The sequence below is a fragment of the Pseudoxanthomonas mexicana genome (assembly GCF_001556105.1).
GTDB classification, from domain to species: Bacteria; Pseudomonadota; Gammaproteobacteria; order Xanthomonadales; family Xanthomonadaceae; genus Pseudoxanthomonas_A; species Pseudoxanthomonas_A mexicana_A.
Window position 1 is genome coordinate 21460 of the sequence record NZ_LSIF01000086.1, and the last position, 25013, is coordinate 46472.

The window sequence follows — 25013 nt, forward strand, 5'->3', positions numbered from 1 at the left end:
GCGGGATGGGACACGGGCCTACTTTACCCGACGCATCGACCCGCCGGCCACTAGGCGCCTGGTTTCAGACGCAACGGACAGGTTGCCGGCAAATGCATGCGGACGCGACCGGGAACGCAGGCGACGCGGAACCGCCGCGACTGCACGGGTTCGCCATCCAGGTTGAGCGTCAGCGGCTGGTCGGCCTCCAGTTCGACCCAGGGCAATCGGGCGCGGGTGGCCACCCGATCCAGGGCCGCATGCTTGCCGTCCTTCACCAGCGTGCCCATCGTGGCGGCGACCTCACCGGACAGCTCCGGCACGACGGTGAAATCCAGCGCGCCGTCGTCGATCAATGCGTCCGGACACAGCGCCTGCCCGCCGCCGGCCTGGCGCCCGTTGCCGATGCCCAGCGCGATGAATTCGCCCTGCCATTCGAACTCCGGACCCTTGACACGCGCCGTCATCGGTTCGATGCGACCGAGCTTGGCGATGCCCGTGATCAGGTACGCCAGTCCACCGAGCATCTTCTTCAAGCCTTCGTCGGTCTCCACCGTCACCTCGGTACCGAAACCGCCGCTGGCCAGGTTGGCGCACCAGTGCGGGCCATCGTCGGCGTCGATGCGCAGCAGATCCACGGGCACTGCCGCCGCATCGCGGACCAGTTGCATAGCCGCCAGCGGCGCGTCCGGAATACCGGCCGCGGTGGCGAAGTCGTTCGCCGTCCCCATCGGCACCAGCCCCAGCGACGGCAGTGCGTCGGCCGGCTCGTCGCGATGGGCGAGCGTCGTCGCCACTTCGCTCAGCGTGCCGTCGCCGCCCGCGGCGATCACGGTGTCCACACCGTCTGCGATCGCTTCGGCGACGTAGCGCTCGGCATCGCCGTCTTCCCAGGTCACGCGCACGTCGAGGACGATGCCGTCGTCGCGCATGGCGGTCACGGCCCCACGCAGGTCGTCATCGCCGGCGGATTTTCCGTTGAGGATCAGGCGCCAGCGGGGTGCGGTCATGGGGAGTCCTTGAGGGTGGCGCGAGCATAGCCGGTCCGTCGTGGGAGCGACGTGAGTCGCGAACACAGGAACCGACATGCTCGCGACTCACGTCGCTCCCACAGCATCCCTGCCGAACGCACTGTCATGGGCCCGTCACAGACGATCCGTAGCATGGGAGGCCATAGCAGGGACGACGGGCGGAGGCAGGATCAGCCTCCAATTCTTCCGGGGCGGTGGCGAAAGTCATCGCCCTTCTGCTTTTTCAGGCGCGCGCTTCCGCCACGGCCTGGCGCATGCGACCGATGACGTCCGCGTAACCTGCCTCGTTGGAGCCGGGCGCGTTGAAGATCGCCGAGCCGGCAACGAAGGCATCCGCGCCCGCGGCCGCGATCTGGCCGATGTTGTCGGCCTTCACGCCACCGTCGATCTCCAGGCGGATGTCCTTCCCGCTCTTGTCGATCATCGCGCGCACCGCGCGCAGCTTGTCCAGCGCCGATGGGATGAACGCCTGCCCGCCGAAGCCCGGGTTCACCGACATCAGCAGCACCAGGTCCAGTTCCGGCAGCACCCAGTCCAGCACCTCGACCGGCGTACCGGGATTGAGCACCAGACCGGCCTTGCAGCCCAGCGACCTGATCAGCTGGATCGTGCGGTGCACGTGCTTCGAGGCTTCCGGATGGAAGCTGATGATGCTGGCGCCGGCCTCGGCGAAGTCCGGGATGATCCGGTCCACCGGCTCGACCATCAGGTGCACGTCGATCGGCGCAGTGACGCCGTGCTTGCGCAGCGCACTGCACACCAGCGGACCGATGGTCAGGTTCGGCACGTAGTGGTTGTCCATCACGTCGAAGTGCACCCAGTCGGCGCCGGCCTTCAGCACGTTGTCGACCTCCTCACCCAAGCGGGCGAAGTTCGCGGACAGGATGGAGGGGGCGATGATGCAGTTCGACATGGAAGGGCTCACTTGCGATTGCGCAGGGTCTTGATGCGGTCGTAGGCGGCGTTGATCTCGCGCGCCTTCTGTTCGGCCTGGTCGCGCAGGTCTTCCGCGGCGCCGGCCATCTTGTCGGGGTGGTACTGGGAGATCAGCCGGCGATAGGCCTGGTCGACCTCGGCATCGCTGGCGTCGCTGGTCAGGCCGAATACGCGGTAAGGGTTCTCGCGACTGAGCTTGAACCAGTCTTCGTCGAAGGCGTGGCCGATGATCAGGCCGACCAGGCCACCCAACGGATGGCGCATCAGCAGCCAACCGGCCACGAATCCCAGCAGTTTTCCGTACCAGCGCTTCATTCGGCCCGCCTTCTCCGGCAATCGCGGCATTTTACGGCACATGGCGGCCCCAAGCGCCGTACACTACGCGGCCCGGTCCGGTACCCGGCCCCGCAGCAGCGGGTAGACGGCCGCCCCGGGGCACGGGCGCACGGCCTGCCGCACGCCCCCACGACGCTGTACCGCCTCGATGGTTTCCGGACTCCCGAAGGAGTGTTTGTGCCCACGACGTTGCTTCAATCCGATCTGCCCGGCCTCACCCTGCGCCATCGCGGCAAGGTCCGCGACGTGTTCGACCTGCCCCGCGACCGCCTGCCTGCCGACGCGCCTGCCGGCGATTACCTGTTGATGGTCGCCACCGACCGCCTGAGCGCGTTCGACGTGGTGCTGCCCGATCCCATTCCCGGCAAGGGCGAAATGCTCTGCCAGATCTCCAACTTCTGGTTCGCCAAGACCGCGCACCTGATGCCGAACCACCTCACCGGCGTCGACGTGGCCGGCGTGCTGCCGGCCGGCGTCGATGCATCGCTGTACGCCCAGCGTGCGGTGGTGACGAAGAAGCTCAAGCCCGTGCCGGTGGAAGCCATCGCCCGCGGCTACCTGATCGGCAGCGGCTGGAAGGATTACCAGCGCACCGGCAAGGTCAGCGGCATCGAACTGCCCGACGGCCTGCGCCAGGCCGAGAAGCTGGCCGAACCGATCTTCACCCCCTCGACCAAGGCCGCCGTCGGCGACCACGACGAGAACATCGACTTCGACGCGATGGTGAAGACCGTCGGTGCGGAACTGGCCGAGCGCGTGCGCGATGCCACGCTGCGCATCTACCGCTTCGCCGCCGATGTCGCCGCCGAACGCGGCATCCTGCTGGCCGACACCAAGTTCGAGTTCGGCACGGACGAAGATGGCCGCCTCTACATCATGGACGAGATGCTGACGCCGGATTCCTCGCGCTACTGGCCGGCCGACCAGTACGAGGTCGGCACCAGCCCGCCGAGCTACGACAAGCAGTTCGTGCGCGACTACCTGGAAACGCTGGACTGGAACAAGACCGCGCCCGGTCCTTCGCTGCCCGCCGAGGTCATCGAGCGCACGCGTGCGAAGTACGCCGAGGCGCTGCAGAAGCTGGCCGGCATCGTCATCGACTGACGGTTCCTTGCCCCGCATCGCAGGGTGCGGGGCAAGCCCGGGTTCAGCGTTCCGTGCAGTAGGCTTGCCACCCGCTTCCTTGGGTGCGCGCATGAACGCTTACGTTTACCTCGCCTTGGCCATCGTGGCCGAAGTCATCGCCACCAGCGCGTTGAAGGCCTCCGAGGGCTTCACCCGGCTGGGTCCTTCGCTGCTGGTCGCCGCGGGTTATGGCATCGCGTTCTATTTCCTGTCGCTGACGCTGAAGAGCGTGCCGGTCGGCGTGGCCTACGCCATCTGGTCCGGCGCCGGCATCGTGCTGATCGCGCTGATCGGCTGGCTGGTGCTGAAGCAGCCGCTCGACCTGCCCGCGGTGCTCGGCATGGGCCTGATCGTGGCCGGCGTCGCGGTCATCCAGCTGTTCTCCAAGTCCGCGGCGCACTGAGATCCGCAAGGCCTGACGGCCGGCCCGGCAGCGCCTCGGCGGCTGGGGTATGCTCCATACCCCGCCGCATTGCCATCCTCGGGAGGGATGAATGAACGCGACCGCACAACGTCCGGTGGACCGCTGGTTCGCCAGCTACTCCGGCGACCACGTCAACGAGACCAACCAGCTGATCCATGTGTTCGCCGTACCGGCGATCCTGTGGACGGTGGTGGCGCTGCTGTGGTGCATCCCGGTATTCGGCACCTGGGTGAAGTCCGGCATGTGGGCGGCGCTGGCGATGTTCGGTGCATGGATGTACTACTACAAACTCTCGCGGCCACTCGGCTTCGGCATGCTGGCGATCTTCATCGCGATGGCCTGGCTGACGCGCTGGCTGGAAGGCCTGCTCGGCCTGCAGAAGCTGTTCTTCGTCGCCGTCGCGGTGTTCGTGATCGCGTGGATCGCGCAGTTCATCGGTCACAAGATCGAAGGCAAGAAGCCCAGCTTCCTGACCGACCTCACCTACCTCCTCATCGGCCCGGTGTGGGTGCTCAGCAAGTTCTACCGGAGGATGGGCTGGCGGTACTGAGCCGCCGGCGACTCACCCCTGCCCCACCGCCTGCGCGTCCACGATAAAGGCACGCGGCGCGTAACCGAAGTCGCGCTGCGCCGGCGACGCATCGAACACCAGATCCTCGCGCATCCGCGAGACCGCATCATCGGTCAGCCCGCGCATCATCCCCGCCTTCCGGGCGAAAGCCAGTGCGAGCTTGAACATCGGCATCGACACCTCGCGCAGACGCACGGCGGGCTGCACCGCCGCCAACGTACGCGCCACCATCTCGCGATACGCCAGCGTTTCACCCCCGGGTAGTGCATACGCCTGGCCATGCGTGGCCGGCACATCGACGACGGCGAGTGCCGCCGCCGCAAGATCGTCGACATGCACCGGCTGGCGTTTCCCGTCCGCGCCACGCGGCAGCACGAAAAACCCCATCCGCTTCGCCATCGCGGCAATCCGTACCAGCGTCTGGTCGCGGCCCGCGCCGTAGACCAGCGTCGGACGCAGCACGGTGGCGGAAGCACCGTTCGCAGCGGCGGTATCGAACACCAGGCGTTCGGCGGACTGGAGGCGGGCCACGATGTCGCGTTCGTGCGCATCGTGCGACGCCTGCTTGGTGTCCAGGCTGGTGGAGCCGAACGCGACCACGCGCGCCGTCGCGACCGGGCCGCGCGCGTACCACTGCGAAAATCCATCCAGCGGCCCGGTGCTGAAGATCACGTCGACTGCCGCAGGCACGTCCTCGATCCTGCCGAACTCGCCACGCAGCCAGCGCACGTTCGATGCTGACGGACGCGCGAGGCGCGACACCGCGAACACCTGCCAGTCCTGTGCATCGAGCCGGCGCAGCAGCGCGTCACCGATCTGCCCGCTGGCACCGAAGACGAGTGCGGTCCGCATGCGGTTACTTCCCGTCGCCGTCTTCCGCGGCAGTGTCGTCGTCGACGGGATCGCCGTCGGGCATCGGAGGACGCTCGGCCATCTTCAGCGACAGCGCGGCCTTCGCCATCAGGTGCGCGCTGATCGGCGCCGTGATGAAGAGGAAGGCGGTGACCAGCAGTTCGCGCGGTTGCGGATCGGTGCCGCCCAGCGCGTGGTAGCCGACGGAGGCCAGCAGCATGCAACCCACGCCCATCGTGCTGGCCTTGGTCGGGCCGTGCAGCCGCTTGAAGAACTCCGACAGCTTCACCAGGCTGAAGGAGCCGACCAGGATGAAAAAGCTGCCGACGGCCAGCAGCACCACCAGCAGGATGGCGAAGACCCAGCTCATTCGACGATATCCCGGCGCAGTACGTATTTGCTCAGTACCACGGTGCCGACGAAGCCCAGCATGGCGATGATCAGCGCGGCTTCGAAATACACCGCGGTGCCCACGTACATGCCGAACAGGATCAGCTGCGCGATCGCCGCCACGAACATCGTGTCCAGCGCCAGGATGCGGTCCGGCACCGACGGGCCGCGTACCAGCCGGTACAGCGCCAGCAGCATCGCCAGCCCGACGACATGCATCGCGCCGATCACCGCGTACATCACGAGGGCCTGCGGGGTCACGGGAATATCTCCATCAGCGGCGCTTCGTAGCGCTCCTTGATCTGCCGGATCACCTCGTCGGCGTCGTCGAGGTTCAGCACGTGCACCAGCAGGTAGCGTCGGTCGTCCGACAGCGCCGACGACACCGTGCCCGGCGTCAGGGTGATGATGCTGGTCAGCGCCGCGATGCCGTGCAGGTTGCCGATGTCCAACGGTACCCAGATGAAGCCGGGATGGATGTTGCGCTCGGGTCCGAGCACCTGCAGCGCGACCCTGATGTTGGAACGCACGATGTCCAGTGCCAGCACCCACAGCATGCGCGGAATGCTGCGCAGGCGTCCGATGCGCGCGAACTCGCGGTCCAGGCGGGCGGCGAACAAGGGAATCGTCAACGCGAGCAGCAACGCCAGCACGACTTGTCCGACACTGATTTCGTCGTTCATCAGCAGCCAGAAGCAGAACACCGTGGTGCTCAAGGGCAGCGACGGCAACCAGCGTTTGCGCCATCTCGCGACCATGCTCAGGGCTTCCTCAAGACGGGCGCGGCCGCGCGTATGTGTTCGACGTAGTCCGCCGGCGCCTGCAACTGCCCCGCGGTGGCCTGCGTGTAGGCCAGCACCGGCGCCGCCGCCAGTACCAGCGCCACGCCATAGGCGAGCAGCAGGACGATGGCCGCCGTCTCCAGCGGCCGCGACGGTGCGGACGCAAGCTCGCCGGCCGGCGTGAAAGCCGCCTGCTTCTCCGGGCTGGCATCCGGCCAGGGTTCGACGCGCCAGAACAGCCGCGTGCCCGCACGCGCCAACCCGACCAGCATCAGGAAACTCGTACCCAGCACCAGCAGCCAGATCCAGAACGTACGCGGGCCTGCAGGCACGGCATCCAGCAGCAGCAGCTTGCCGATGAAGCCGGAGAGCGGCGGCAGGCCCGCCAGCGACACCGCCGCCACCAGGAACAGCAGGCCCGGCACGGTCTTGTCCGGCAGCGCGGCGATGACGTCCTTGCGGTCGCCTGCACGTCCGCGTCGACGCCGGATCACGTCGGCCAGCAGGAACAGCGCAGCGCCCGCGAAACTACTGTGCACCAAGTAGTACAGGCCCGCGCCGATGGTGCCGGCCGTGCCCAGCGAGAACGCCACGAACAGCGTCGCCGCCGAGCCGAGCACCAGGTACGCCGCCAGCGCGCGCAACCGGTTCGCCGCCAGCACGCCCAGTGCCGCCAGCACCAGCGTTACCGCGCCGAGCACCAGCAGCGCCGGCCACGCGAAACCATCCAACGGTCCGGATGCGCCGAAGCTCAACGTCCCCAGGCGCAGCACCGCGTACAGCCCGACCTTGGTCATGATGGCGAACAGGCCCGCCACGGCCGCGGGCGCATGCGTGTACGTGTCGGGCAGCCAGAAGTACATCGGCAGCAACGCCGCCTTCGCGCAGAACACCACGAACAGCAGGCCGGTCGCCGCCTGCACCAGTGCGACATCGCCCGGCGGCAGTTGCGCCACGCGCACCGACAGCTCGGCCATGTTGAGCGAACCCAGCAATCCGTACAGCAGGCCGAGTGCGATCAGGAACAACGTCGATGCGGCGATGTTGAAGGTGACGTAATGCAGGCCCGCGCGCAGGCGTTCGCCGCGGCCACCGCTGAGCATCAGGCCATAGGACGAGATCAGCAGCACTTCGAAGAACACGAACAGGTTGAAGATGTCGCCGGTCAGGAATGCACCATTGAGGCCCATCAGCTGGAACTGGAAGAACGCGTGGAAGTGCGGCGCGCGCTTGTCCCAGCCCGCGCATGCATGCAACAGGCATGCGGCGCCCAACAGCAGGCCGACCAGCAGCATCAGCGCCGACAACCGGTCGACCATCAGCACGATGCCCAGCCGCGCCGGCCAGTCGCCGAGCAGATAGACCGAGACGTCGCCGGTCGACGCCCGCGCGAGCAGCACGCCAGCCACGGCCAGCATCGCCGCCAGCGAGCCCCATGCCACGATGCGCTGCGGCACCATGCCGAAGCGGCGGTGCTCGAAGAACAGCGCGAGCGACGCGGCGAACAGCGGAATCAGGATCGGCAGCACGGCAAGATGGCTCATGCGCCACCCTCGGCGTCATCCGCTTTCGCGGCCTCGCGGGCTTCTTCGTGACGGCGCTGCTCGTTGGCCTGGAACTGGCGTTCGGCGCGCGGACCGTCGACGTGGTCGCTGTCGTTGTCGCCGCGGCTGCGGATCGCCAGCACCACGGTGACCGCCGTCATCGCGAAGGCGATCACGATGGCCGTCAGCACCAGCGCCTGCGGCAGCGGATCGGTGTGATTCGCCAGCGTATGCGCCACGCCGTCGCGCAGCACCGGCGGCTTGCCGGGCACCAGCCGTCCGCCCGAGAAGATCAGCAGGTTGGTCGCGTACGACAGCAGCGTCAGTCCGAGGATGACGTCGAAGCTGCGCGCGCGCAGCAGCAGGTAGACGCCCACTGCGGTCAGGATGCCGATCGCGCTCGCCATCGCCAGTTCCATTACGGCGCACCCTCCATCAACGCAATTCTCCCGTGCGGGTGGAGCGGTCACCCGGTTCCAGCACGCCCAGATGCGAGATGCGTGTGCGCGAGGGCTTGATGGTGCCCATCATCGACAGGATCAGCATCGCACTGCCGAACACCACCAGGTACACGCCCGTGTCGAAGCCGATGGCGCTGGCCAGCGGCACGGTGCCGATCAGCGGCAGGTCGAGCTTCAGGTATCCGCTGGTGAGGAACGGCACGCCGAAGCCCATCGATGCCACGCCGCTGAGCCCCGCGACGATCAGTCCGGCACCGATGCACTTGATGTAGTCGAAGCCGAAGCGCGATTCCACCGACGCCGCGCCCTGGATCACGTACTGCACCAGCAATGGCACCGCCAGCACCAGCCCCGCGATGAAGCCACCGCCCGGCGCGTTGTGCCCGCGCAGGAACAGGAACACGGATACCGTCAACGTCAACGGGAACATCAGCTGCGCAAGATCGGCGGGCACCGGCAGCTTCACCGGCGGCCCCGACATCACCTTCTCCGGCGCCATCCGGGCGCGCCGCAGCAGCGCATGCACGATCAGGGCCGCGACGCCGAACACGGTGATCTCACCGAAGGTATCGAAACCGCGGAAGTCCACCAGAATCACGTTGACCACGTTGCTGCCGTACGCCTCGGGCAGCGAACGCGCCAGCAGTTCGCCGCTGATCGTGTCGCCAGGCCGCGTCATCACTTGGTACGCCAGCGCGCCAGCACCCAGGCCAGCCGTCGTCGCCACCACGATGTCGCGCAGGCGCCGCCGCGGCGTACGCTCCGGCGGCGAGCGCGGTGGCAGGTAATGCAGGCCCAGCAGCAGCAGGACCAGGCTGACCATTTCCACCATCAGCTGCGTGAGCGCCAGATCCGGTGCGGACAGGAACACGAAGGTCAGGCTGACCACCAGGCCGGCACCGCCAAGCACGATGACAGCCAACAGCCGCTGCCGATACAGGCGGATGGTCCACGCGGCACAGGCGACCAGCACGGCCCACAGCAGCCAACCCAGCAACGGCATCGGCTGCGGCGCGCGCCATTGCAGCGGTGCGGCATCGCCGCCCAGGAACGGTGCGGCGCCGGCGGCGATCGCAGCCAGCACCAGGAACAGCAGGCTGCGTTGCAGGCTACCGTTGGCCAAGGCATCGGTGAAGCGTCCGGCCAGCGCGTACAGCGCTTCCATGTTCCAGCGGAACACGTTGCGCCCGAGCGAGCGACGCACGATCGCATGCAGGCCGAACAGCCGACGCAGGCTGAAGTACAGCGCGATGCCACCGGCGATACCGGCCAGGCTCATCAGCAGCGGCCCGTTGATGCCGTGCCACACCGCCAATGTGTACTCGGGCATCGCATCGCCCAGGATCGCGCCCGCGCCGGCGGCAAGCACCGGCGCCACCGTCCATGCGGGGAACATGCCCACCGCCACGCACAGCACCACCAGCACTTCCACCGGGATCTTCATCCAGCGCGGTGGTTCGTGCGGCACCTCGTCGAGGTCGCGCGGGCCTTTGCCAAAGAACGTCTCGTAGACGAAGCGCAGGCTGTAGGCCACGCCGAACATGCCGTACAGCAGCGCCGCCACCGCGATCGCATTGCGCATGCCGCGGTGCCCGTTGATGTCCAGCGTCTCGGCGAAGAACATCTCCTTCGACAGGAACCCGTTGAGCAGCGGGATGCCTGCCATGGCCAACGACGCCACGATCGCCAGCGCGCTGGTCCACGGCAGGTAGCGCCGCAGGTTGCCGAGCCGTCGCATGTCGCGCGTGCCGGTCTCGTGATCGATGATGCCCGCCGCCATGAACAGCGACGCCTTGAACGTGGCGTGGTTGAGGATGTGGAAGACGCCGGCGACCACCGCCATCGGCGTGGAAATGCCGAACAGCAGCGTGATCAGGCCCAGGTGCGAGATGGTCGAGTACGCCAGTAGGCCCTTGAGGTCGTGCTGGAAGATCGCGAACCAGGCGCCCACCAGCAGCGTCAGCGCGCCGACGCTGGTGACCACGTAGAAGAACAGATCGGTGCCGGCCAGCGCCGGATGCAACCGCGCCAGCAGGAACACGCCGGCCTTCACCATCGTCGCCGAGTGCAGGTAGGCCGAGACCGGCGTCGGTGCCGCCATCGCATGCGGCAGCCAGAAGTGCAGCGGGAACTGCGCGCTCTTCGTGAAAACGCCTGCCAGCACCAGCGCCAGCGCCCACGGATACAGCGCACTCGCCCGGATCAGGTCGCCCGAAGCCAGCACCACGTCCAGGTCGTAGCTGCCGACGATGCGCCCGATCAGCAGCACGCCACCCAGCAGGGCCAAACCACCGGCGCCGGTGATCGCCAACGCCATGCGCGCGCCTTCGCGCGCGTCCTGCCGATGCGACCAGAAGCCGATCAGCAGGAACGAACTGATGCTGGTGAGCTCCCAGAACACCACCAGCAACAGCAGGTTGCCGGCCAGCACCACGCCCAGCATCGAACCCATGAACAGCAGCAGGCAGGCGAAGAAGCGCGGCGCGCTGTCTTTCTCGCTGAGGTAGTAGCGTGCGTACATCACCACCAGCACGCCGATCGCCAGCACCATGCCGGCGAACATCCACGCCAGCCCGTCCAGGCGCAGGGTGAAGGCCAGGCCGATCTGCGGAATCCAGGCGTGGTCGGCGCGCAGGTTCCAGCCCTGCAGCACGCCGGGCGTGACCCAGGCCAGCAGCAGCAGGCCCAGCAGTGGCGCCAGTCCGGCCAGCCATGCGGTCGCGCCGCGCGGAAGGCCGCGCGCCAGCGCTACCACCAGCGCAAGCACGAAGGGCAGCGCCAGCAGGATTTCAAGAAAAGGGATCATCAACGGCCTTGCAGGGAATGCGGGATTCGCGAGCAATCCGCCCGAGTTTAACAAACTCGTTCACACCTACCTGACCCTGCGTTCAGATCAGGCGAGCAACGCGATCTCCAGGATCACCCACCCGACGAACGCCGCAAGCAGGATGCCACCCTCCACGCGGCTGATCCGCAGGTCGCCGCGCAGCATCGGATACAGCACCAGCACGAAGGCGATGGCGGCCGGCAATTCCAGGCGCACGAACGACTCCGGCAGCGCCAGCGGACGGAAGGCCGCCATGCCGCCCACCACGACCAGCAGGTTGAACAGGCTGGAACCGATGACGTGCCCCGCGACCATGTCGCCCTGGCCGCGGCGCGCCGCCATCGTGGCAGCGGCGATTTCCGGCAGCGCCGTACCGATCGCCACCGGCAGCAGGCCGGTCAACAGCGGCGACAGGCCCCAATGCGCGCCGATCACCGGCGCGCCCTGCACCACGAACCGCGCACCGTAATAGAGCAACACCGCGGCCACGACGAAGCGCAGCAGGTTCATCCACAACACGGTCTGCGTCGTGGCGAATGCCTCGATGTCCTGCTTGACGGCCACGTCCTCGCGCGGCGCACGCGCCAGCAGGAACGCCAGCGACGCCACGAAGCCCAGCAGCAGTACGCCGCCTTCGACGCGGCTGACCACGCCATCCAGGCCGAACACGATCAGTGCCAGCGTGGCGAGCGCCAGCAGCACCAGCAGCGGCGACAGCGCGCGCAACCGCACCAGTATGGGTGCGGCCATCGCCGCGAGACCGAGCGTCAGGCCCAGGTTGACGATATTGCTGCCTACGGCATTGCCGAGCGCGAGTTCCTGCGACCCGGCCCACACCGCACGCGCATTGACCGCGAGTTCCGGCAGCGAGGTGCCGAAGGCGATCAGCAGCAGACCGGCGACGAACGGCGATGCGCCGATGCGCTGGGCCAGGCCCGAAGCACCCTTGACGATGGAGTCTCCGCCCAGTGCCAGCAGCACCAGGCCCACCACGAAATATCCCCAGGCATCCGCCATCGCCGCACTCCCCGTCGAATCTGCGGCGATTCTATGCCCGCCGGTGACGGCAGGGCCAGCAACGCCACGCCAGGGCTGCGCTGGCTCAGGAGCAGCCTTCCACGTACTCGACCTGCGGCGACAGGCCTACGCGCCACGCGGTGATCTTGCCGCCGGCATCGGCCTCGAAGACCAGCTTCGTCGGCGCCACATCGCCCGCATCGATCGACAAATACTGGCCGCCCTGCGTGTACTTGTGCGGCGTCGCCTTCAACGCACCGCCATAGAGCTTCTGCACCTCGTCGACGCTCATGCCGACCTTGCCGCCACCGGGTGCGGTTTCCTTGTCGATGCCGACGTCGTAACGGACGAACTTGCCTTCTTCCATCATGAAGGCGAACTCGGCCGGGCGCGTGATCCACTTCGGCCACAGGTAGTGGCAGGTCGTGCCTTCCATCGGCGCACCGTTGAGCTCGCCGCCCCACGCAGCGCGCGCTTCATCCACCGTGCTGCCCAGCTTCATGTCGCCATAGCCGAGGAAGCTGGCCTGGCTGACCGGACCCGCAGGCGCTGCCGTGTCGTCGACCGCGGGCGCAGGGGCGGCGGCTTCGGCCATCGGCGTGCTGGTCGCGGTGGTCAGCGGTTCGGCATCCGCGGGCGTCGGCGCACCTTCGCGCTGACACGCGGACAACAGCGTGACGACCATCACGATCGGCAACATCGACTTCATCGACTCTCTCCAGTGCACAAACCTGAATCCTAGCGTTTGCGCGTTAAGTCACTGCGAATGCATCGCTGTCATCGCCACTTCATCGCCCGCGACTAGTCTGCGCGCGGCCTTTCCCCTACTTCGCCATGCGTCCGTCCAAGACCGACCTCGCCCGCCAGACGCTGCAAGCCCACACGGGCGCGCTCGGCATGCGCGAGCGACGCTTGGTGATCCTCTGCGACGGACAGCGCGATCTGGCGGAACTGGTGCGCCTGCTGGGCCAGGATGCGCCCATATTGGTGCAACGCCTGGTGCAGGCGGGCTATCTCGCCGATGCGGGCACCACGCGCATGTCGCCGGCACCGTCTGCCATCGCACGCCCGCTTCCTTCACCCCAGGCACCGGCGGGCCCACGGCGATCCCTGGTCGCGGCGAAGGTCTATCTGGCCGGCATGCTGGAACTGCAGCGCGACGACCGCGCGCGCCATCATCGCGAACGATTGCAGGCACGGCTGGATGACGATGCGATGCTGCAAGCGATCACCGAGGCCTTGCGGTTTCTGGAAGCGCGCATGGCAACGACGCTTGCCGGCCGCATCCGCGAACGCCTGCTGGAAGCGTTGCCAGAGGACGCCGTGCAGCGCCTGCTGGCGCTGCTCACCTCCCCGAAGGAAGCCGCGCTGCCCTGAAAGCGGGTCAGCCCTTCGGTGCGAAGTGCTTGCGCAGCCCGGCCCAGCACGCCTGGTAATCGCGCTGCCGGTGTGGCGCTTCGATCGCCTGCCGCGTCGGCCGGATCACCGCACGCGTCTCGAACATGAAGGCCATCGTGCCGGTGATGACGTCGGGCTTGGACAGGTCGGCGTTCGATGCCTTCTCGAACGTCGCCGCATCCGGTCCGTGCCCGGTCATCGAGTTGTGCAGCGACGCGCCGCCCGGCGCGAAGCCTTCGGCCTTGGCGTCGTACACGCCATGGATCAGGCCCATGAATTCGCTGGCGATGTTGCGGTGGAACCACGGCGGGCGGAACGTGTCCTGCGCCACCAGCCAGCGCGGCGGGAAGATCACGAAATCCATGTTGCCCACGCCGGGCGTATCGCTGGGCGACGTCAGCACCAGGAAGATCGATGGATCGGGATGGTCGAAGCTGATCGAGCCGAGGGTGTTGAAGCGGCGCAGGTCGTAGCGGTACGGCGCGTAGTTGCCGTGCCAGCCCACCACGTCCAGCGGCGAGTGGCCGATGTCGGCGCGCCACAGGTGGCCCTGGAACTTCCCGATCAGTTCGAACTCGCCCTCGACGTCCTCGTAGGCCGCGACCGGCGTTTCGAAATCCCGCGGATTGGCCAGGCCATTCGACCCGATCGGCCCCAGGTCCGGCAGGCGCATCGCCGCACCGAAGTTCTCGCAGACATAACCACGCGCTTCGCCGTCCAGCAGTTCGACGAGGAAACGCACGCCGCGCGGGATGACCGCGATCTGCTGCGGTTCGACCTCGATCACGCCGAACTCCGTCGCGATGCGCAGGCGACCCTGCTGCGGCACGATCAGCAGCTCGCCATCGGCATCGTAGAAGTAGCGGCCCTGCATCGACCGGTTGACCGCATACAGGTGGATGCCGACGCCATGCATCGCATCCGGCGAGCCATTGCCCGCCATCGTGTACAGGCCGTCGACGAAATCCGTCGGCGTTTCCGGCATCGGCAATGGCGACCAGCGCATCTGGTCCGGCGACACCGGGCCCGCGCTGAAGTCGCTGTGCAGCCGGTGCTGCGCATACGGCGCGAACGGCCCGTGCATCGCCGCCGGGCGGATGCGGTACAGCCAGCTGCGGCGGTTCTCCGCGCGTGGCGCGGTGAAAGCGGTGCCGCTCAACTGCTCGGCGTACAGGCCATGCGCCACGCACTGCGGCGAGTTGCGGCCCTCCGGCAGCGTGCCAGGGATCGCCTCGCTGGCGAAATGGTTGCCGAAGCCGGTCTGGTATCCGCGGTCAGTGGAGGTCTTCATGTTGATGCCTTTAAAGCCCCTCTCCCGGCGGGAGAGGGGTTGGGGTGAGGGGCGATGGTGAGACGGTCCTGAAGATCGCCTCGGCCACCGCTTCAATCTGCATCAGTACATCGTTGTCCCAGAACCTCAGGACGGTGAAACCCTTTGATTCCAGAAACTGCGTTCGCGAGTGATCAGACGTTTCCGTGTGCTGCGATCCATCCACTTCAATTACCAGCCTGGCCGATACGCAGCAGAAATCCACCGTGTAGGGCGGGATCGGATGCTGTCGACGGAACTTCAAACCGTCGATGCCACCGCCCCTGAGGATCGACCACAGCTTGCGTTCCGCATCTGTCGAACCTGCCCGCAATTCCCTCGCCCGCTCCAGCGAGCGCGTCGCCATGGGAGGCCTGCGGTGGTTCGTCATCGTCATCCTCCTGCCCCTCACCCCAACCCCTCTCCCGCAGGGAGAGGGGCTTCAAGCGGGAGACTACAGCACGCCGCGCTTCATCTGGTCGCGCTCGATGCTCTCGAACAGCGCCTGGAAGTTGCCTTCGCCGAAGCCCTCGTTGCCCTTGCGCTGGATGATCTCGAAGAAGATCGGGCCCAGCGCGTTCTGGGTGAAGATCTGCAGCAGCTTGCGCTCCTTGGTCTCCACGTCGGCGTCGATCAGGATCTTGTTGCGGGCCAGGCGTGCGACGTCCTCGCCATGGTTGGGGATGCGCTGGTCGATCACGTCGAAGTAGGTGTCCGGCGTGTCGAGGAACTCGACGCCCGCCTCGCGCATCTTTTCCACCGTGGTGTAGATATCGTCGGTGAAGCAGGCGATGTGCTGGATGCCCTCGCCCTTGTAGGCATCGAGGTATTCGTTGATCTGGCTCTTCGGATCGCTCGATTCGTTGAGCGGGATGCGCACCATGCCGTCGGGCGCGGTCATCGCCTTCGACAGCAGGCCGGTCTTGGCGCCCTTGATGTCGAAGTAGCGGATCTCGCGGAAGTTGAACAGCCGCTCGTAGTAGTCCGCCCACTTGGCCATGTTGCCGTGGTAGAGATTGTGGGTCAGGTGGTCGATGAAGGTCAGGCCGAAGCCGGTCGGCATCAGGTCCACGCCCGGCAGGTACTCGTAGTCCGGGTCGTGGATCGTGCCCTGCGCGTCGTAGCGGTCGACGATGTACAGCATGCAGTCGCCGATGCCCTTGATGACCGGCGCGGCGACGGCCTTGGTCAGTTCGTCGGCGGCACCGAACGATTCCGCGCCGTTCTTCAGCGCCTGCACGCGCGCCCACTCGGCCAGCTTCTTCACCCGGATCGCGAAGCCGCATGCGCTGGGGCCGTGCTCGGCGGCGAAGCGCGCGGCGAACGAGTCCGGGTCCTCGTTGATGAGGAAGGTGCAGTCGCCCTGGCGGTAGGTGCTGATGGCGCGCGTCCTGTGGCGCGCGACCTGCACGAAGCCCAGCTTGCGGAAGTAGTCGTGCAGCAGGTGCGCCTGGCCCTCGGGGGCGGCGAACTCGACGAACTCGAACCCGTCGATGCCCATCGGGTTGTCGAACGTGGTGGGCTGGATGCCAGAATTGGGTTGTGCGGTCATGGGGCGCCTCGCTAGGCTTGCCGGGATGTGACCCATTCTATAGTTTCAGCTGAAACCAACAACAAGTAGCAGCGCAGCATGAGCCAGCCAGCCAGCCCCGCCACCCACGCCGATTTCGACCTCGACCGCCTGTTTTCCTACCGGTTGAGCGTGCTGTCCAACCGTATCAGCAGCGCGATTTCCCGCGAGTACCACCGCCGTTTCGGCCTGGCCATCACCGAATGGCGGGTCATGGCGGTGCTGGGGCGCTTCCCGGGCCTGTCCGCCGGCGAGGTCGCCAACCGCACCGCGATGGACAAGGTGGCGGTCAGCCGGGCGGTCGCCCGCCTGCTGGAACGGGCGCTGATCCAGCGCGAGATCCACGGCGACGACCGCCGCCGCTCGGTGCTGGCGCTGACCGACGAGGGCTTCCGGGTCTACGACGAAGTCGCCCCGATGGTCATCGAATACCACCAGCGCATGCTGGAACCGCTGACCGACGAGGAACGCGCGATGCTCGACCAGTTGATCGACAAACTGGCGGGCGAAGGCGTCAAGCGCATCGAAGGCTGAAACCTTCCACACCCGGAAACGAAGAACGGCGGCCGATGGCCGCCGTTCTTTTTCCTCCGACCCGGCAACTGCCGGATCGTCGGGGATCACTTCACGCCGTGCATCAGGCGGTTGACCAGCGGGGCGATCAGGAACAGCAGCACCCCCGAGCCGACCAGCGCCCAGAAGCCGAAGGTGTAGCCCGAATGCGCGGACTGCACGGTCATGCCACCGGTACCGCTGACGTGTCCGGCGAAGATGCCGGCCAGGTTGTTGCCGATGGCGATCGACAGGAACCAGCAGCCCATCGCCATGCCGGCCAGGCGCGCCGGCGCCAGCTTGGTCGTCATCGACAGGCCGATGGGCGACAGGCAGAGCTCACCGACCGACTGGATGACGTAGACCATGAACAGGGTCCAGAACGGGATCTTGCCGCTGCCGTCGACCATGCTGTTCAACGCGATCATCAGCAGCAGGAACGCCAGGCCGTTGAAGATCAGGCCGAGGCCGAACTTGCGCGGAATGGATGGATTGTTCTTGCCCATCCGCACCCACATCCACGCCATGATCGGCGCCAGCGTGATGATGGCGATCGAGTTCACCGACTGGAACCACTCCAGCGGGAACACCCAGTCGCCGAAGTCGCGGTTGACGATCTTGTCGGCGAGGAAGGTGAACGAGCTGCCCGCCTGTTCGAAGAACATCCAGAACAGCACGTTGAACGCGAAGATGATCAACATCGCCACGACCATGTCGCGCGCGACCTTGCCGTTGCGGGCGCCTTCGAGCAGCAGCATCACCGCCGGCACGACGAACAGCGCCATCAGGATCGCCTGCAGCGCGCTCGCATCGATGGTCAGCAGGAAGTAGAACAGCGGAATGCCGACCACCAGGCCAAGCAGCGCGACCAGGCCGACGCGGCCCAGGCCTTCCTGCCCCGGCGCCGGCAGGCCGATGCCCTTCAGCTGGCCGCGCCCCACCCAGAACCAGATGAGGCTGACGATCATGCCGATGCCGGCGGAGATGAAGACCCACTGGTAATGCGGATCTTCATTGGTGCCGAAGATCTTGCGCGCCAGCCAGCCGGTGATGACCGGTGCGATCATCGCGCCGATGTTGATGCCCATGTAGAAGATGGTGAAGCCGGCATCGCGGCGGGCATCGCCCTGGAAGTAGAGCTTGCCCACCATCGTCGAGATGATCGGCTTGAACAGGCCGTTGCCCACGATGATCGTGGCCAGGCCCAGCTTGAACAGCGGCTCGGTCGGCGAAGCCAGCAGGAACAGGCCCAGCGCCATGAACACCGCGCCGAGCAGGATCGAGCGCTGGAAGCCGATCAGCTTGTCGGCCACGTAACCGCCGAAGATCGCGCCGGCATAGACCAGCGCCAGGTAGGCGCCGTACATCTCGCTGGCGGGCTTCTCGCCAGCCGCGTCGCCACCATGGAACTGGGACACGATGTACAGCACCATCGCCCAGCGGATGCCGTAGAACGCGAAGCGCTCCCAGAATTCCGACATGAAGAGCATCCACAGCGGACGCGGATGACCCAGGACCTGCTTGAACTCCGGTATCCGTTCCGGCGTTGGTGAATCGACGGCTCCGCTCATGCGGGCTCCCCCTAAAAAAGTAGTTCAGGATTTCGGTTTCCCTTGCAACCGCAAGGGACGGGCGAGGATTACCGACCGGCACGGGCGCGTCAATCGGCGCCCAGACGCCTCCATCCGACCCGCCCACCCTGTTCAGATGGACAAGTCATTGCCGGGAAACGGTTTTCCCGGCAGTCCAGGCACTCAGGCGGGCACGTAGTCGTAGCGCGCGCCGATGCCCAGCGGAATGCCAAGGCCCCAGAACGCCAGCAGCAGCAGGGTCCACAGGACCGACAGGGCAACCGAATACGGGAGCATCAGCGACGCCAGCGTGCCGATGCCGGCGGCCTTCACGTAGCGCTGGCAGAACACCACGATCAGCGGGAAGTACGGCATCAGCGGGGTGATGATCGTGGTCATGGAATCGCCCACGCGATACGCCGCCTGGGTCAGGTCGGGCGACACCCCGAGCTGCATCATCAGCGGCACCATGATCGGCGCCAGCAGCGCCCACTTCGCCGAGGCCGAGCCGATGAACAGGTTGACGATGCCGGTCATCGCGATCAGGCCGATCAGCGTCAGCCACATCGGCAGGCCCAGCGCCTTCAGCAGGTCCGCGCCCTCGACCGCCATCAGCGTACCGAGGCCGGAGCCGTTGAAGCCCGCCAGGAACTGCGCGATGAAGAACGCGATGACGATGTAGTACGCCATGCCGCCCATCGCCTTGGTCATCGCGGCGATGACATCGCGGTGGGTCTTCACCGTGCCAGCGACGTAGCCGTACACCACGCCCGGGATCAGGAACAGGATGAAGATCAGCGCCACGATCGACTGCATCACCGGCGCCTGCGCGACCAGCAACGCGTTGCCGCCGGCCAGCACTGCGGGCGTGTCGGCCGGCGCGCGCCACGGCGAGGTGGCCGGCCACAGGCTGAGCGCGAACAGGGCCAGCGCGACCAGCATCGCCAGCGTCGCCCACAGCAGGCCGCGGCGTTCGCCGGCGGTCAGCGGCTCCATCTTCGGCAGGTCCTTCGTATCGCCGTCCACCACCGTCCGCGCCAGGCGCGGCTCGATGATGCGGTCGGTGACGAACCAGCCGATCGCGATGATCAGCGCACTCGAGACGGTGGTGAAGATCCAGTTGTTGAGCGGGTTCACCACCAGCGCCGGATCGATGATGCGGCTGGCTTCCTGGGTGAAACTCGCCAGCAGCGGATCGAGCGAGGACGGCACCAGCAGCGTCGCCGAGAATCCGCCCGACACGCCGCAGAACGCCGCCGCGATGCCGGCCAGCGGATGCCGGCCCGCCGCATAGAAGATCACCCCGCCCAGCGGGATCACCAGCACGTAGCCCGCGTCGACGGCGACGTGGCTCAGCACCGCCACGGCGACCAGGGCCGGCGTCAGCAGCGATTTCGGCGTGACCGACAGCATCCGCCGCAGCGCCGCGTTGATGTAGCCGGTGTGCTCGGCGACGCCGAGGCCCAGCATCGCCGTCAGCACCACGCCCAGTGGCGCGAACGCCATGAACACCTTGTACATGTTGGCCATGAAGGCGGTCAGCGACTCGCCTGCCAGCAGGTTGACGATCCGGATCGGTTCGCCCGTGGTCGGGTTGATCGCCTCGAATTCCACGCCCGACAGCAGCCAGGACAGGCCCCAGACCGACAGCATCAGCAGCAGGAACAGGGCGGCGGGATCGGGTAAGCGGTTGCCGGTCCGTTCGACCAGATCAAGCAGGCGGGTGGCGAGGTTGCGCGGGGCGTTCTCCGGACGGACGTCGGTCATCGTGCGGTCGTTTCCTGTCGTGGCGGTGACCGCATGCTAACAGCGTGCGGTCACCCATCGCCGCGAAGGCTGCGTTTGCGCGCACGAATACATGCCGTCATCGCAGCGCGACGACGATCCGAAAACACTCAGCGGCCAGGACCGATCGAGGTGCGTACGTCGAACAATTCGGGGAAGAAGGTCAACTCCAGCGCCTGCCGCAGGAAGCCCACGCCGCTGGAACCACCGGTGCCGCGCTTGAAGCCGATGATGCGCATCACCGTGCGCATGTGGCGGAAGCGCCACAGCTGGAACTGGCTTTCCAGGTCCACCAGGTCCTCGCACAGCGAATACTCGCGCCAGTAGCGGTCGGTGTCCTCGTAGATGGCTTCGAACACCGGCAGCAGGGCGGCGTCGGCCGCGTGCGACTGGCGCCAGTCGCGCTGCAGGTGCTGCGCCGGGATCGCGTGATCCCAGCGCGCGAGGTACATCAGGAATTCGTCGTACAGGCTCGGCGCATCCAGCACGGCCTCCAGGCCGGCATGGCCTTCGGGATCGTGCTCGAACACCTTCAGCATCGCCGCATTCTTGTTGCCCAGCAGGAACTCGATGGTGCGGTACTGCAGCGACTGGAAGCCGGACGACGGCCCCAGCAGGTCGCGGAAGCCCATGTATTCCGAGGGGGTCAGGGTCTCCAGCACCGACCACTGCTCGGTCAGCTGGCGCAGCACCTGCTTGGCGCGCGCCAGCACCTTGCGGCACTGCCAGACCTGGTCGCGCTGCAGGAACCCGGTCGCCGCGCGCAGTTCGTGGATCATCAGCTTCATCCACAGCTCCGATACCTGGTGCTGCACGATGAACAGCATCTCGTCGTGGTGCGGCGGATCGGATACCGGGTGCTGCGCCGACAGCAGGCGGTCCAGCTGCAGGTAGCCGCCGTAGCTCAGGCGGCCCGACAGGTCGGTGTGGATGCCTGCTTCCAGCGGGCGTTCGTTCTTCTCTACGGCCATCCGTCGATCAACCGGGGCGCCACAGGGGCGGCGGGGGCGCCAGCGTAACCGATGGCGGCAGGCGACCCGGGCAAGGCGTTGGAAAACCGACACTTATGTCACGCCCATGCAATGCGTGTACCACAGGCTTCCGCTACATTGCGTCGGCCGGGGGTGGCATCGCCTCCGACGGGGGGCGGCGTCCACACCACTGAGGGAGAGTCCGTACATGGAAATGCCACGGGGCCGTCTTGCGGCCGTGTTCGCGTCATTCGCCCTGTGTCTTGCCGCCACCTCGGCGCAGGCGCAGGTGGTCATCAGCCAGGTCTACGGCGGCGGCGGCAACAGCGGCGCCACGTTCAAGAACGACTTCATCGAGCTGCGCAACAACGGACCCACGGCGGTCGACCTAACCGGATGGAGCGTGCAGTACGCCTCGTCCGCGGGTACCGCCTGGGGTGGCCGCACGAATCTCACCGGCAGCATCCCGGCCGGCGGCTTCTACTTGGTCCAGCAGGCGCCGGGCGCCGGCGGCACGGTGGACCTGCCCACGCCTGACGCCGTCGGCACCATCGGCCTGGCCGGCACCGCCGGCAAGGTCGCACTGAGCCGCAGCACCACGGCACTGACCGGCGCCTGCCCGCTCACCGATGCCAACCTGGCCGACTTCGTCGGTTTCGGCAGCGCGGCCAACTGCTTCGAAGGCAGCGCGCCCACCGGTACGCTCAGCAACACCACGGCCGCACTGCGGGGCGGCGACGGCAGCATCGACACCGACAACAACGGCGCCGATTTCGCGGTCGGCGCGCCGAATCCGCGCAACAGCGGCACCGCGCCGCCGGAACCACCGGATCCGCCGGTGGCCCTGACCATCGCGCAGATCCAAGGCAGCGGGCTGTTGTCGCCTCACAACGGCAAGCGCGTGATCACCGAAGGCATCGTCACCGCGATCAAGTTCAACAGCGGCTTCTTCCTGCAGGCCGCCAACGACGATGGCGACCCGGCCACCTCCAACGCCGTGTTCGTGTTCACCAGCAGCGCGCCGCCGGCCACCGCCGCGATCGGCAACCGCGTGCGCGTGACCGGCACGGTCGAGGAGTACACCCCGTCCACCAACCCGCACCAGCTCGCGATCACCGAGATCGTCACACCATCGGTCGAGGTGCTGGAAGCCGGCGTCGCCCTGCCTGCCGCGATCGAGCTGACCGCCGCCGAGCTGGGTCCCGACGCCCTGCCCGGCACGCTGGAACGCTTCGAAGGCATGCGCGTCAGCGTGGCGCAATCGGTGGTCATCGCACCGTCCGGTGGCAGCCTCAACGAAGCCAACGCCACCTCCAGCAGCGACGGCGTGTTCCATGTCGCCCTGCCGGGCGTTGCACGCCCATTCCGCGAGCCCGGCATCGCCGTGATGGACGCCGTCACCCTGCCCGCGGGCAAGAACCCGCCGCGCTTCGACACCAACCAGGAACGCCTGATGGTGCGCAGCCGTGGCCAGGTCGGCGCAGTCCCGCTGTCGGTGGACACCGGCGCGGACGTCGCCGGCCTGATCGGCGTGCTCGACTACTTCGCCGGCACCTGGGCGCTGCTGCCCGACACGGCCACGCCGCCGAGCATCAGTGGCGGCCGCCTGCCGGAAGCCGTCAACGACGCCAGCTACGACGAAGTGACTGTCGGCACCTTCAACATGCAGCGCCTGTTCGACGAGGTCAACGACAGCAACGGCGCGGTGACGCTGACCCCGGAAGCGCTGGACAAGCGTCTGGCCAAGGCGGCGCTGGCGATCTGCGACTACCTGAAAACACCGGACATCGTGGGCGCGGTGGAAGTGGAGAACCTGCGCCTGCTGCAATTGCTGTCCGAGCGCATCGACGCCACCTGTGCCGCGCGTCCGGGCTACGTGCCCTACCTGCAACCGGGCAACGACGTGGGCGGCATCAACGTCGGCTTCCTGGTCAGTTCGCGCCAGACCGCCGGCGGTGCGGCTCGCGTCGAAGTGCTGGATGTGGCGCAGTTCGGCAAGGAAACCACCATCGCCAATCCGAACGGCACCACCAGCCTGCTCAACGACCGGCCGCCGCTGCGCCTGCGCGCCCGCGTGCACCACGACGCCACGTCGAGCTATCCGCTGACGGTGATCGTCAACCACCTGCGTTCGCTCAACGACGTCAACGACACCCTGCCCGGCAGCAGCGGCTGGGCCACGGGCGGCGAGCGCGTGCGGGTCAAGCGCGGCGCACAGGCGGTCTACCTCGCGCAGCTGGTGCAGGAGATGCAGCAGGCGAACCCGGACGAGAAGATCGTGCTGATCGGCGACTTCAATGCGTTCGAGTTCAACGACGGCTACGTCGATGTCCTCGGCATCATTAAGGGTGAAGCGGCCACGGAGGACCAGGTGCTGACCTGGATGGCCAGCCCGCTGACCACGCCACTGGTGGATGGTTCGCAGTTGATCGCCGACCCGGCGCAGCGCTATTCGTATGTGTTCGAGGGCAGTGCGCAGACGCTGGACCACGTGCTGGTCAACGAGTCGCTGGTGATGGACGCCGCGCTGCGCGTGGATCACGCGCGCATCAACACGGACTTCGGTGTCGACAACTTCGGCGATGCCACGCTGGCGCTGCGTTCCTCCGACCACGATCCGGTACGCCTGAGCATCCGCGTGCCGTCGTTCGCCCGCGCCGACCTGTCGGCGACGGTGGCGGCCGACCGCGCCAGCGCCAACGTCGGCGAGACCGTGCGTTACACCGCCACGGTGCGCAATACCGGTCCGGGTGCTGCTTCGCCGGCCGCGTTCGCCTTCGTGTTCTCGGCCGAACTGTCGCCGTCGCTGGCCACGCTGCCGGCGGGCTGGAGCTGCGGCGGCGCCGAAACCACCGGCGGCACTACGCGCGTGGCCTGCACCGTGCCGTCCCTGGCGGTGGGTAGCGATGCGACATTCGCGATCGACGCGGTCGTCCCGGCCAGTGCCTCCGGCACGACGTTGGGCCTGGGCGTCTCGGCCAATTCCACCGTGATCGACCCGGCCAATGGCGACAACGCCGCATCCGTCTCCGTGGCCGTCGCCGCGCTGCCGACCCGCAAGGCCGATTTGTCGGTGAAGCTGGCCGGCGGTGCGCTGCCGCTGCTGCGCAACACCATCGCCACCGTGCTGGTGCCGGTCCGCAACGCCGGTCCGGACACCGCAGAGCAGGTCAAGGTGGTGCTGTCCACGAACGTCGATGCTCGCTATGCCGCGGTCGCCGCGCCCAGCGGCTGGTCCTGCACGCGCGTGCAGAACACGGCGGACGGTTCCAGCGCCGAGTGCTCGCGCCGGGGCGCCATGGCCAAGGGCGTGCAGACCCTGGCCTTCGCGATGGTGGTGCCCGGCAAGCCGAAGCGCGGCACCTCGTTCGAGTTCGAGGCGACCGTAAGCAGCGACACGCCGGATCCGAATCCGGCCAACAACCACGACAAGCTGGTCCAGCGCATCCGCTGAACTTTCCCGCGATCGTGGGGTCGACAGGGGCGCGGGCAACCGCGCCCCTTGTCGTTCCGGAGGCGCCGTTCGCGCATGATGGGACGCACGACACGTCCAGCCCACCCGAGCGGCAGGCGGACTGACAC

Annotated in this window: 24 protein-coding genes; 6 read left to right on the forward strand and 18 right to left on the reverse strand. The window is 67.3% G+C overall.

Going from position 1 to position 25013, the window contains the following annotated elements:
- Nucleotides 1-50 precede the first annotated feature (50 nt).
- From yegS to AX730_RS15230, 3 genes are all read right to left on the reverse strand, one after another.
- The gene (yegS, locus tag AX730_RS15220; RefSeq protein WP_062357961.1) at nt 51-989 is read right to left on the reverse strand and encodes a lipid kinase YegS; all 939 of its coding nucleotides are present in this window, start codon (nt 987-989) and stop codon (nt 51-53) included.
- 244 nt (nt 990-1233) lie between these two features.
- Nucleotides 1234-1923 (reverse strand): ribulose-phosphate 3-epimerase, encoded by a 690-nt coding sequence (gene rpe, locus AX730_RS15225; RefSeq protein ID WP_062357962.1) that lies wholly within the window; start codon nt 1921-1923, stop codon nt 1234-1236.
- An 8-nt stretch (nt 1924-1931) separates the two neighbouring features.
- Entirely contained in the window at nt 1932-2261 is a 330-nt protein-coding gene (locus tag AX730_RS15230) for a J domain-containing protein (protein ID WP_062357964.1), read from the reverse strand.
- A 198-nt stretch (nt 2262-2459) separates the two neighbouring features.
- Here AX730_RS15230 and AX730_RS15235 point away from each other — a divergent pair, with 198 nt between their 5' ends.
- The 3 genes from AX730_RS15235 to AX730_RS15245 all read left to right on the forward strand — a co-directional run bounded on the left by AX730_RS15235 (nt 2460) and on the right by AX730_RS15245 (nt 4381).
- Nucleotides 2460-3386 carry a phosphoribosylaminoimidazolesuccinocarboxamide synthase gene (locus AX730_RS15235; protein WP_062358015.1) on the forward strand — a complete coding sequence of 309 codons (927 nt, stop codon included), beginning with the start codon at nt 2460-2462 and terminating at the stop codon, nt 3384-3386.
- A gap of 91 nt (nt 3387-3477) precedes the next feature.
- A complete protein-coding gene (locus AX730_RS15240; protein ID WP_062357965.1) occupies nt 3478-3810 on the forward strand; it encodes an SMR family transporter in 333 nt (110 codons plus the stop codon).
- A 91-nt stretch (nt 3811-3901) separates the two neighbouring features.
- Complete coding sequence (locus AX730_RS15245; RefSeq protein ID WP_062357966.1) at nt 3902-4381, forward strand: Mpo1 family 2-hydroxy fatty acid dioxygenase; 480 nt, start codon at nt 3902-3904, stop codon at nt 4379-4381.
- Between the two features lie 12 nt (nt 4382-4393).
- Here the strand turns inward: AX730_RS15245 and AX730_RS15250 are convergent, their stop codons facing one another.
- From AX730_RS15250 to AX730_RS15290, 9 genes are all read right to left on the reverse strand, one after another.
- Nucleotides 4394-5254: an SDR family oxidoreductase gene (locus AX730_RS15250; RefSeq protein WP_062357967.1), complete on the reverse strand. Its 861-nt coding sequence runs from the start codon at nt 5252-5254 to the stop codon at nt 4394-4396.
- 4 nt (nt 5255-5258) lie between these two features.
- Nucleotides 5259-5624, reverse strand: a complete 366-nt coding sequence (locus tag AX730_RS15255; RefSeq protein ID WP_062357968.1) for a Na+/H+ antiporter subunit G — start codon at nt 5622-5624, stop codon at nt 5259-5261.
- Nucleotides 5621-5884 (reverse strand): K+/H+ antiporter subunit F, encoded by a 264-nt coding sequence (locus AX730_RS15260; RefSeq protein WP_062357969.1) that lies wholly within the window; start codon nt 5882-5884, stop codon nt 5621-5623. Before AX730_RS15260 ends, AX730_RS15255 begins: the two co-directional genes overlap by 4 nt.
- A 17-nt stretch (nt 5885-5901) precedes the next feature.
- Complete coding sequence (locus AX730_RS15265) at nt 5902-6402, reverse strand: Na+/H+ antiporter subunit E (RefSeq protein WP_062357970.1); 501 nt, start codon at nt 6400-6402, stop codon at nt 5902-5904.
- Nucleotides 6403-6404: 2 nt separating this feature from the next.
- Nucleotides 6405-7970, reverse strand: coding sequence for a monovalent cation/H+ antiporter subunit D (locus AX730_RS15270; RefSeq protein WP_062357971.1), 1566 nt, complete (start codon nt 7968-7970; stop codon nt 6405-6407).
- Nucleotides 7967-8389 (reverse strand): Na+/H+ antiporter subunit C, encoded by a 423-nt coding sequence (locus tag AX730_RS15275; RefSeq protein WP_062357973.1) that lies wholly within the window; start codon nt 8387-8389, stop codon nt 7967-7969. Before AX730_RS15275 ends, AX730_RS15270 begins: the two co-directional genes overlap by 4 nt.
- Nucleotides 8390-8405: 16 nt before the next feature.
- On the reverse strand, nt 8406-11237 hold the full coding sequence (locus AX730_RS15280; protein WP_062357974.1) for a monovalent cation/H+ antiporter subunit A: 2832 nt from the start codon (nt 11235-11237) through the stop codon (nt 8406-8408).
- A gap of 87 nt (nt 11238-11324) precedes the next feature.
- A complete protein-coding gene (locus AX730_RS15285; protein WP_062357976.1) occupies nt 11325-12275 on the reverse strand; it encodes a calcium/sodium antiporter in 951 nt (316 codons plus the stop codon).
- Nucleotides 12276-12360: 85 nt separating this feature from the next.
- Nucleotides 12361-12984, reverse strand: a complete 624-nt coding sequence (locus tag AX730_RS15290; protein ID WP_232310279.1) for a lectin — start codon at nt 12982-12984, stop codon at nt 12361-12363.
- Between the two features lie 125 nt (nt 12985-13109).
- On the opposite strand from AX730_RS15290, the gene AX730_RS15295 reads away from it, so the two are divergent.
- Nucleotides 13110-13652, forward strand: coding sequence for a hypothetical protein (locus tag AX730_RS15295; protein WP_232310280.1), 543 nt, complete (start codon nt 13110-13112; stop codon nt 13650-13652).
- A gap of 7 nt (nt 13653-13659) precedes the next feature.
- On the opposite strand, the gene hmgA is transcribed toward AX730_RS15295, so the two are convergent.
- From hmgA to hppD, 3 genes are all read right to left on the reverse strand, one after another.
- Nucleotides 13660-14964, reverse strand: a complete 1305-nt coding sequence (gene hmgA, locus AX730_RS15300) for a homogentisate 1,2-dioxygenase (RefSeq protein WP_062357977.1) — start codon at nt 14962-14964, stop codon at nt 13660-13662.
- A 10-nt stretch (nt 14965-14974) separates the two neighbouring features.
- Complete coding sequence (locus tag AX730_RS15305; protein WP_232310281.1) at nt 14975-15373, reverse strand: endonuclease domain-containing protein; 399 nt, start codon at nt 15371-15373, stop codon at nt 14975-14977.
- 63 nt (nt 15374-15436) lie between these two features.
- A complete protein-coding gene (gene hppD, locus AX730_RS15310) occupies nt 15437-16534 on the reverse strand; it encodes a 4-hydroxyphenylpyruvate dioxygenase (protein ID WP_062357981.1) in 1098 nt (365 codons plus the stop codon).
- 78 nt (nt 16535-16612) lie between these two features.
- Between hppD and AX730_RS15315 the strand changes: the two genes are divergently transcribed.
- Nucleotides 16613-17086 (forward strand): MarR family winged helix-turn-helix transcriptional regulator, encoded by a 474-nt coding sequence (locus AX730_RS15315; RefSeq protein WP_062357982.1) that lies wholly within the window; start codon nt 16613-16615, stop codon nt 17084-17086.
- 86 nt (nt 17087-17172) lie between these two features.
- Here AX730_RS15315 and AX730_RS15320 read toward each other — a convergent pair whose 3' ends face one another.
- From AX730_RS15320 to AX730_RS15330, 3 genes are all read right to left on the reverse strand, one after another.
- On the reverse strand, nt 17173-18675 hold the full coding sequence (locus tag AX730_RS15320) for a peptide MFS transporter (RefSeq protein WP_062357984.1): 1503 nt from the start codon (nt 18673-18675) through the stop codon (nt 17173-17175).
- Nucleotides 18676-18858: 183 nt separating this feature from the next.
- Entirely contained in the window at nt 18859-20442 is a 1584-nt protein-coding gene (locus AX730_RS15325; RefSeq protein WP_062357986.1) for an AbgT family transporter, read from the reverse strand.
- A 128-nt stretch (nt 20443-20570) separates the two neighbouring features.
- Entirely contained in the window at nt 20571-21431 is an 861-nt protein-coding gene (locus tag AX730_RS15330) for a tryptophan 2,3-dioxygenase (RefSeq protein ID WP_062357987.1), read from the reverse strand.
- 208 nt (nt 21432-21639) lie between these two features.
- Between AX730_RS15330 and AX730_RS15335 the strand changes: the two genes are divergently transcribed.
- Complete coding sequence (locus tag AX730_RS15335; protein WP_198147217.1) at nt 21640-24885, forward strand: lamin tail domain-containing protein; 3246 nt, start codon at nt 21640-21642, stop codon at nt 24883-24885.
- Nucleotides 24886-25013: the final 128 nt, after the last annotated feature.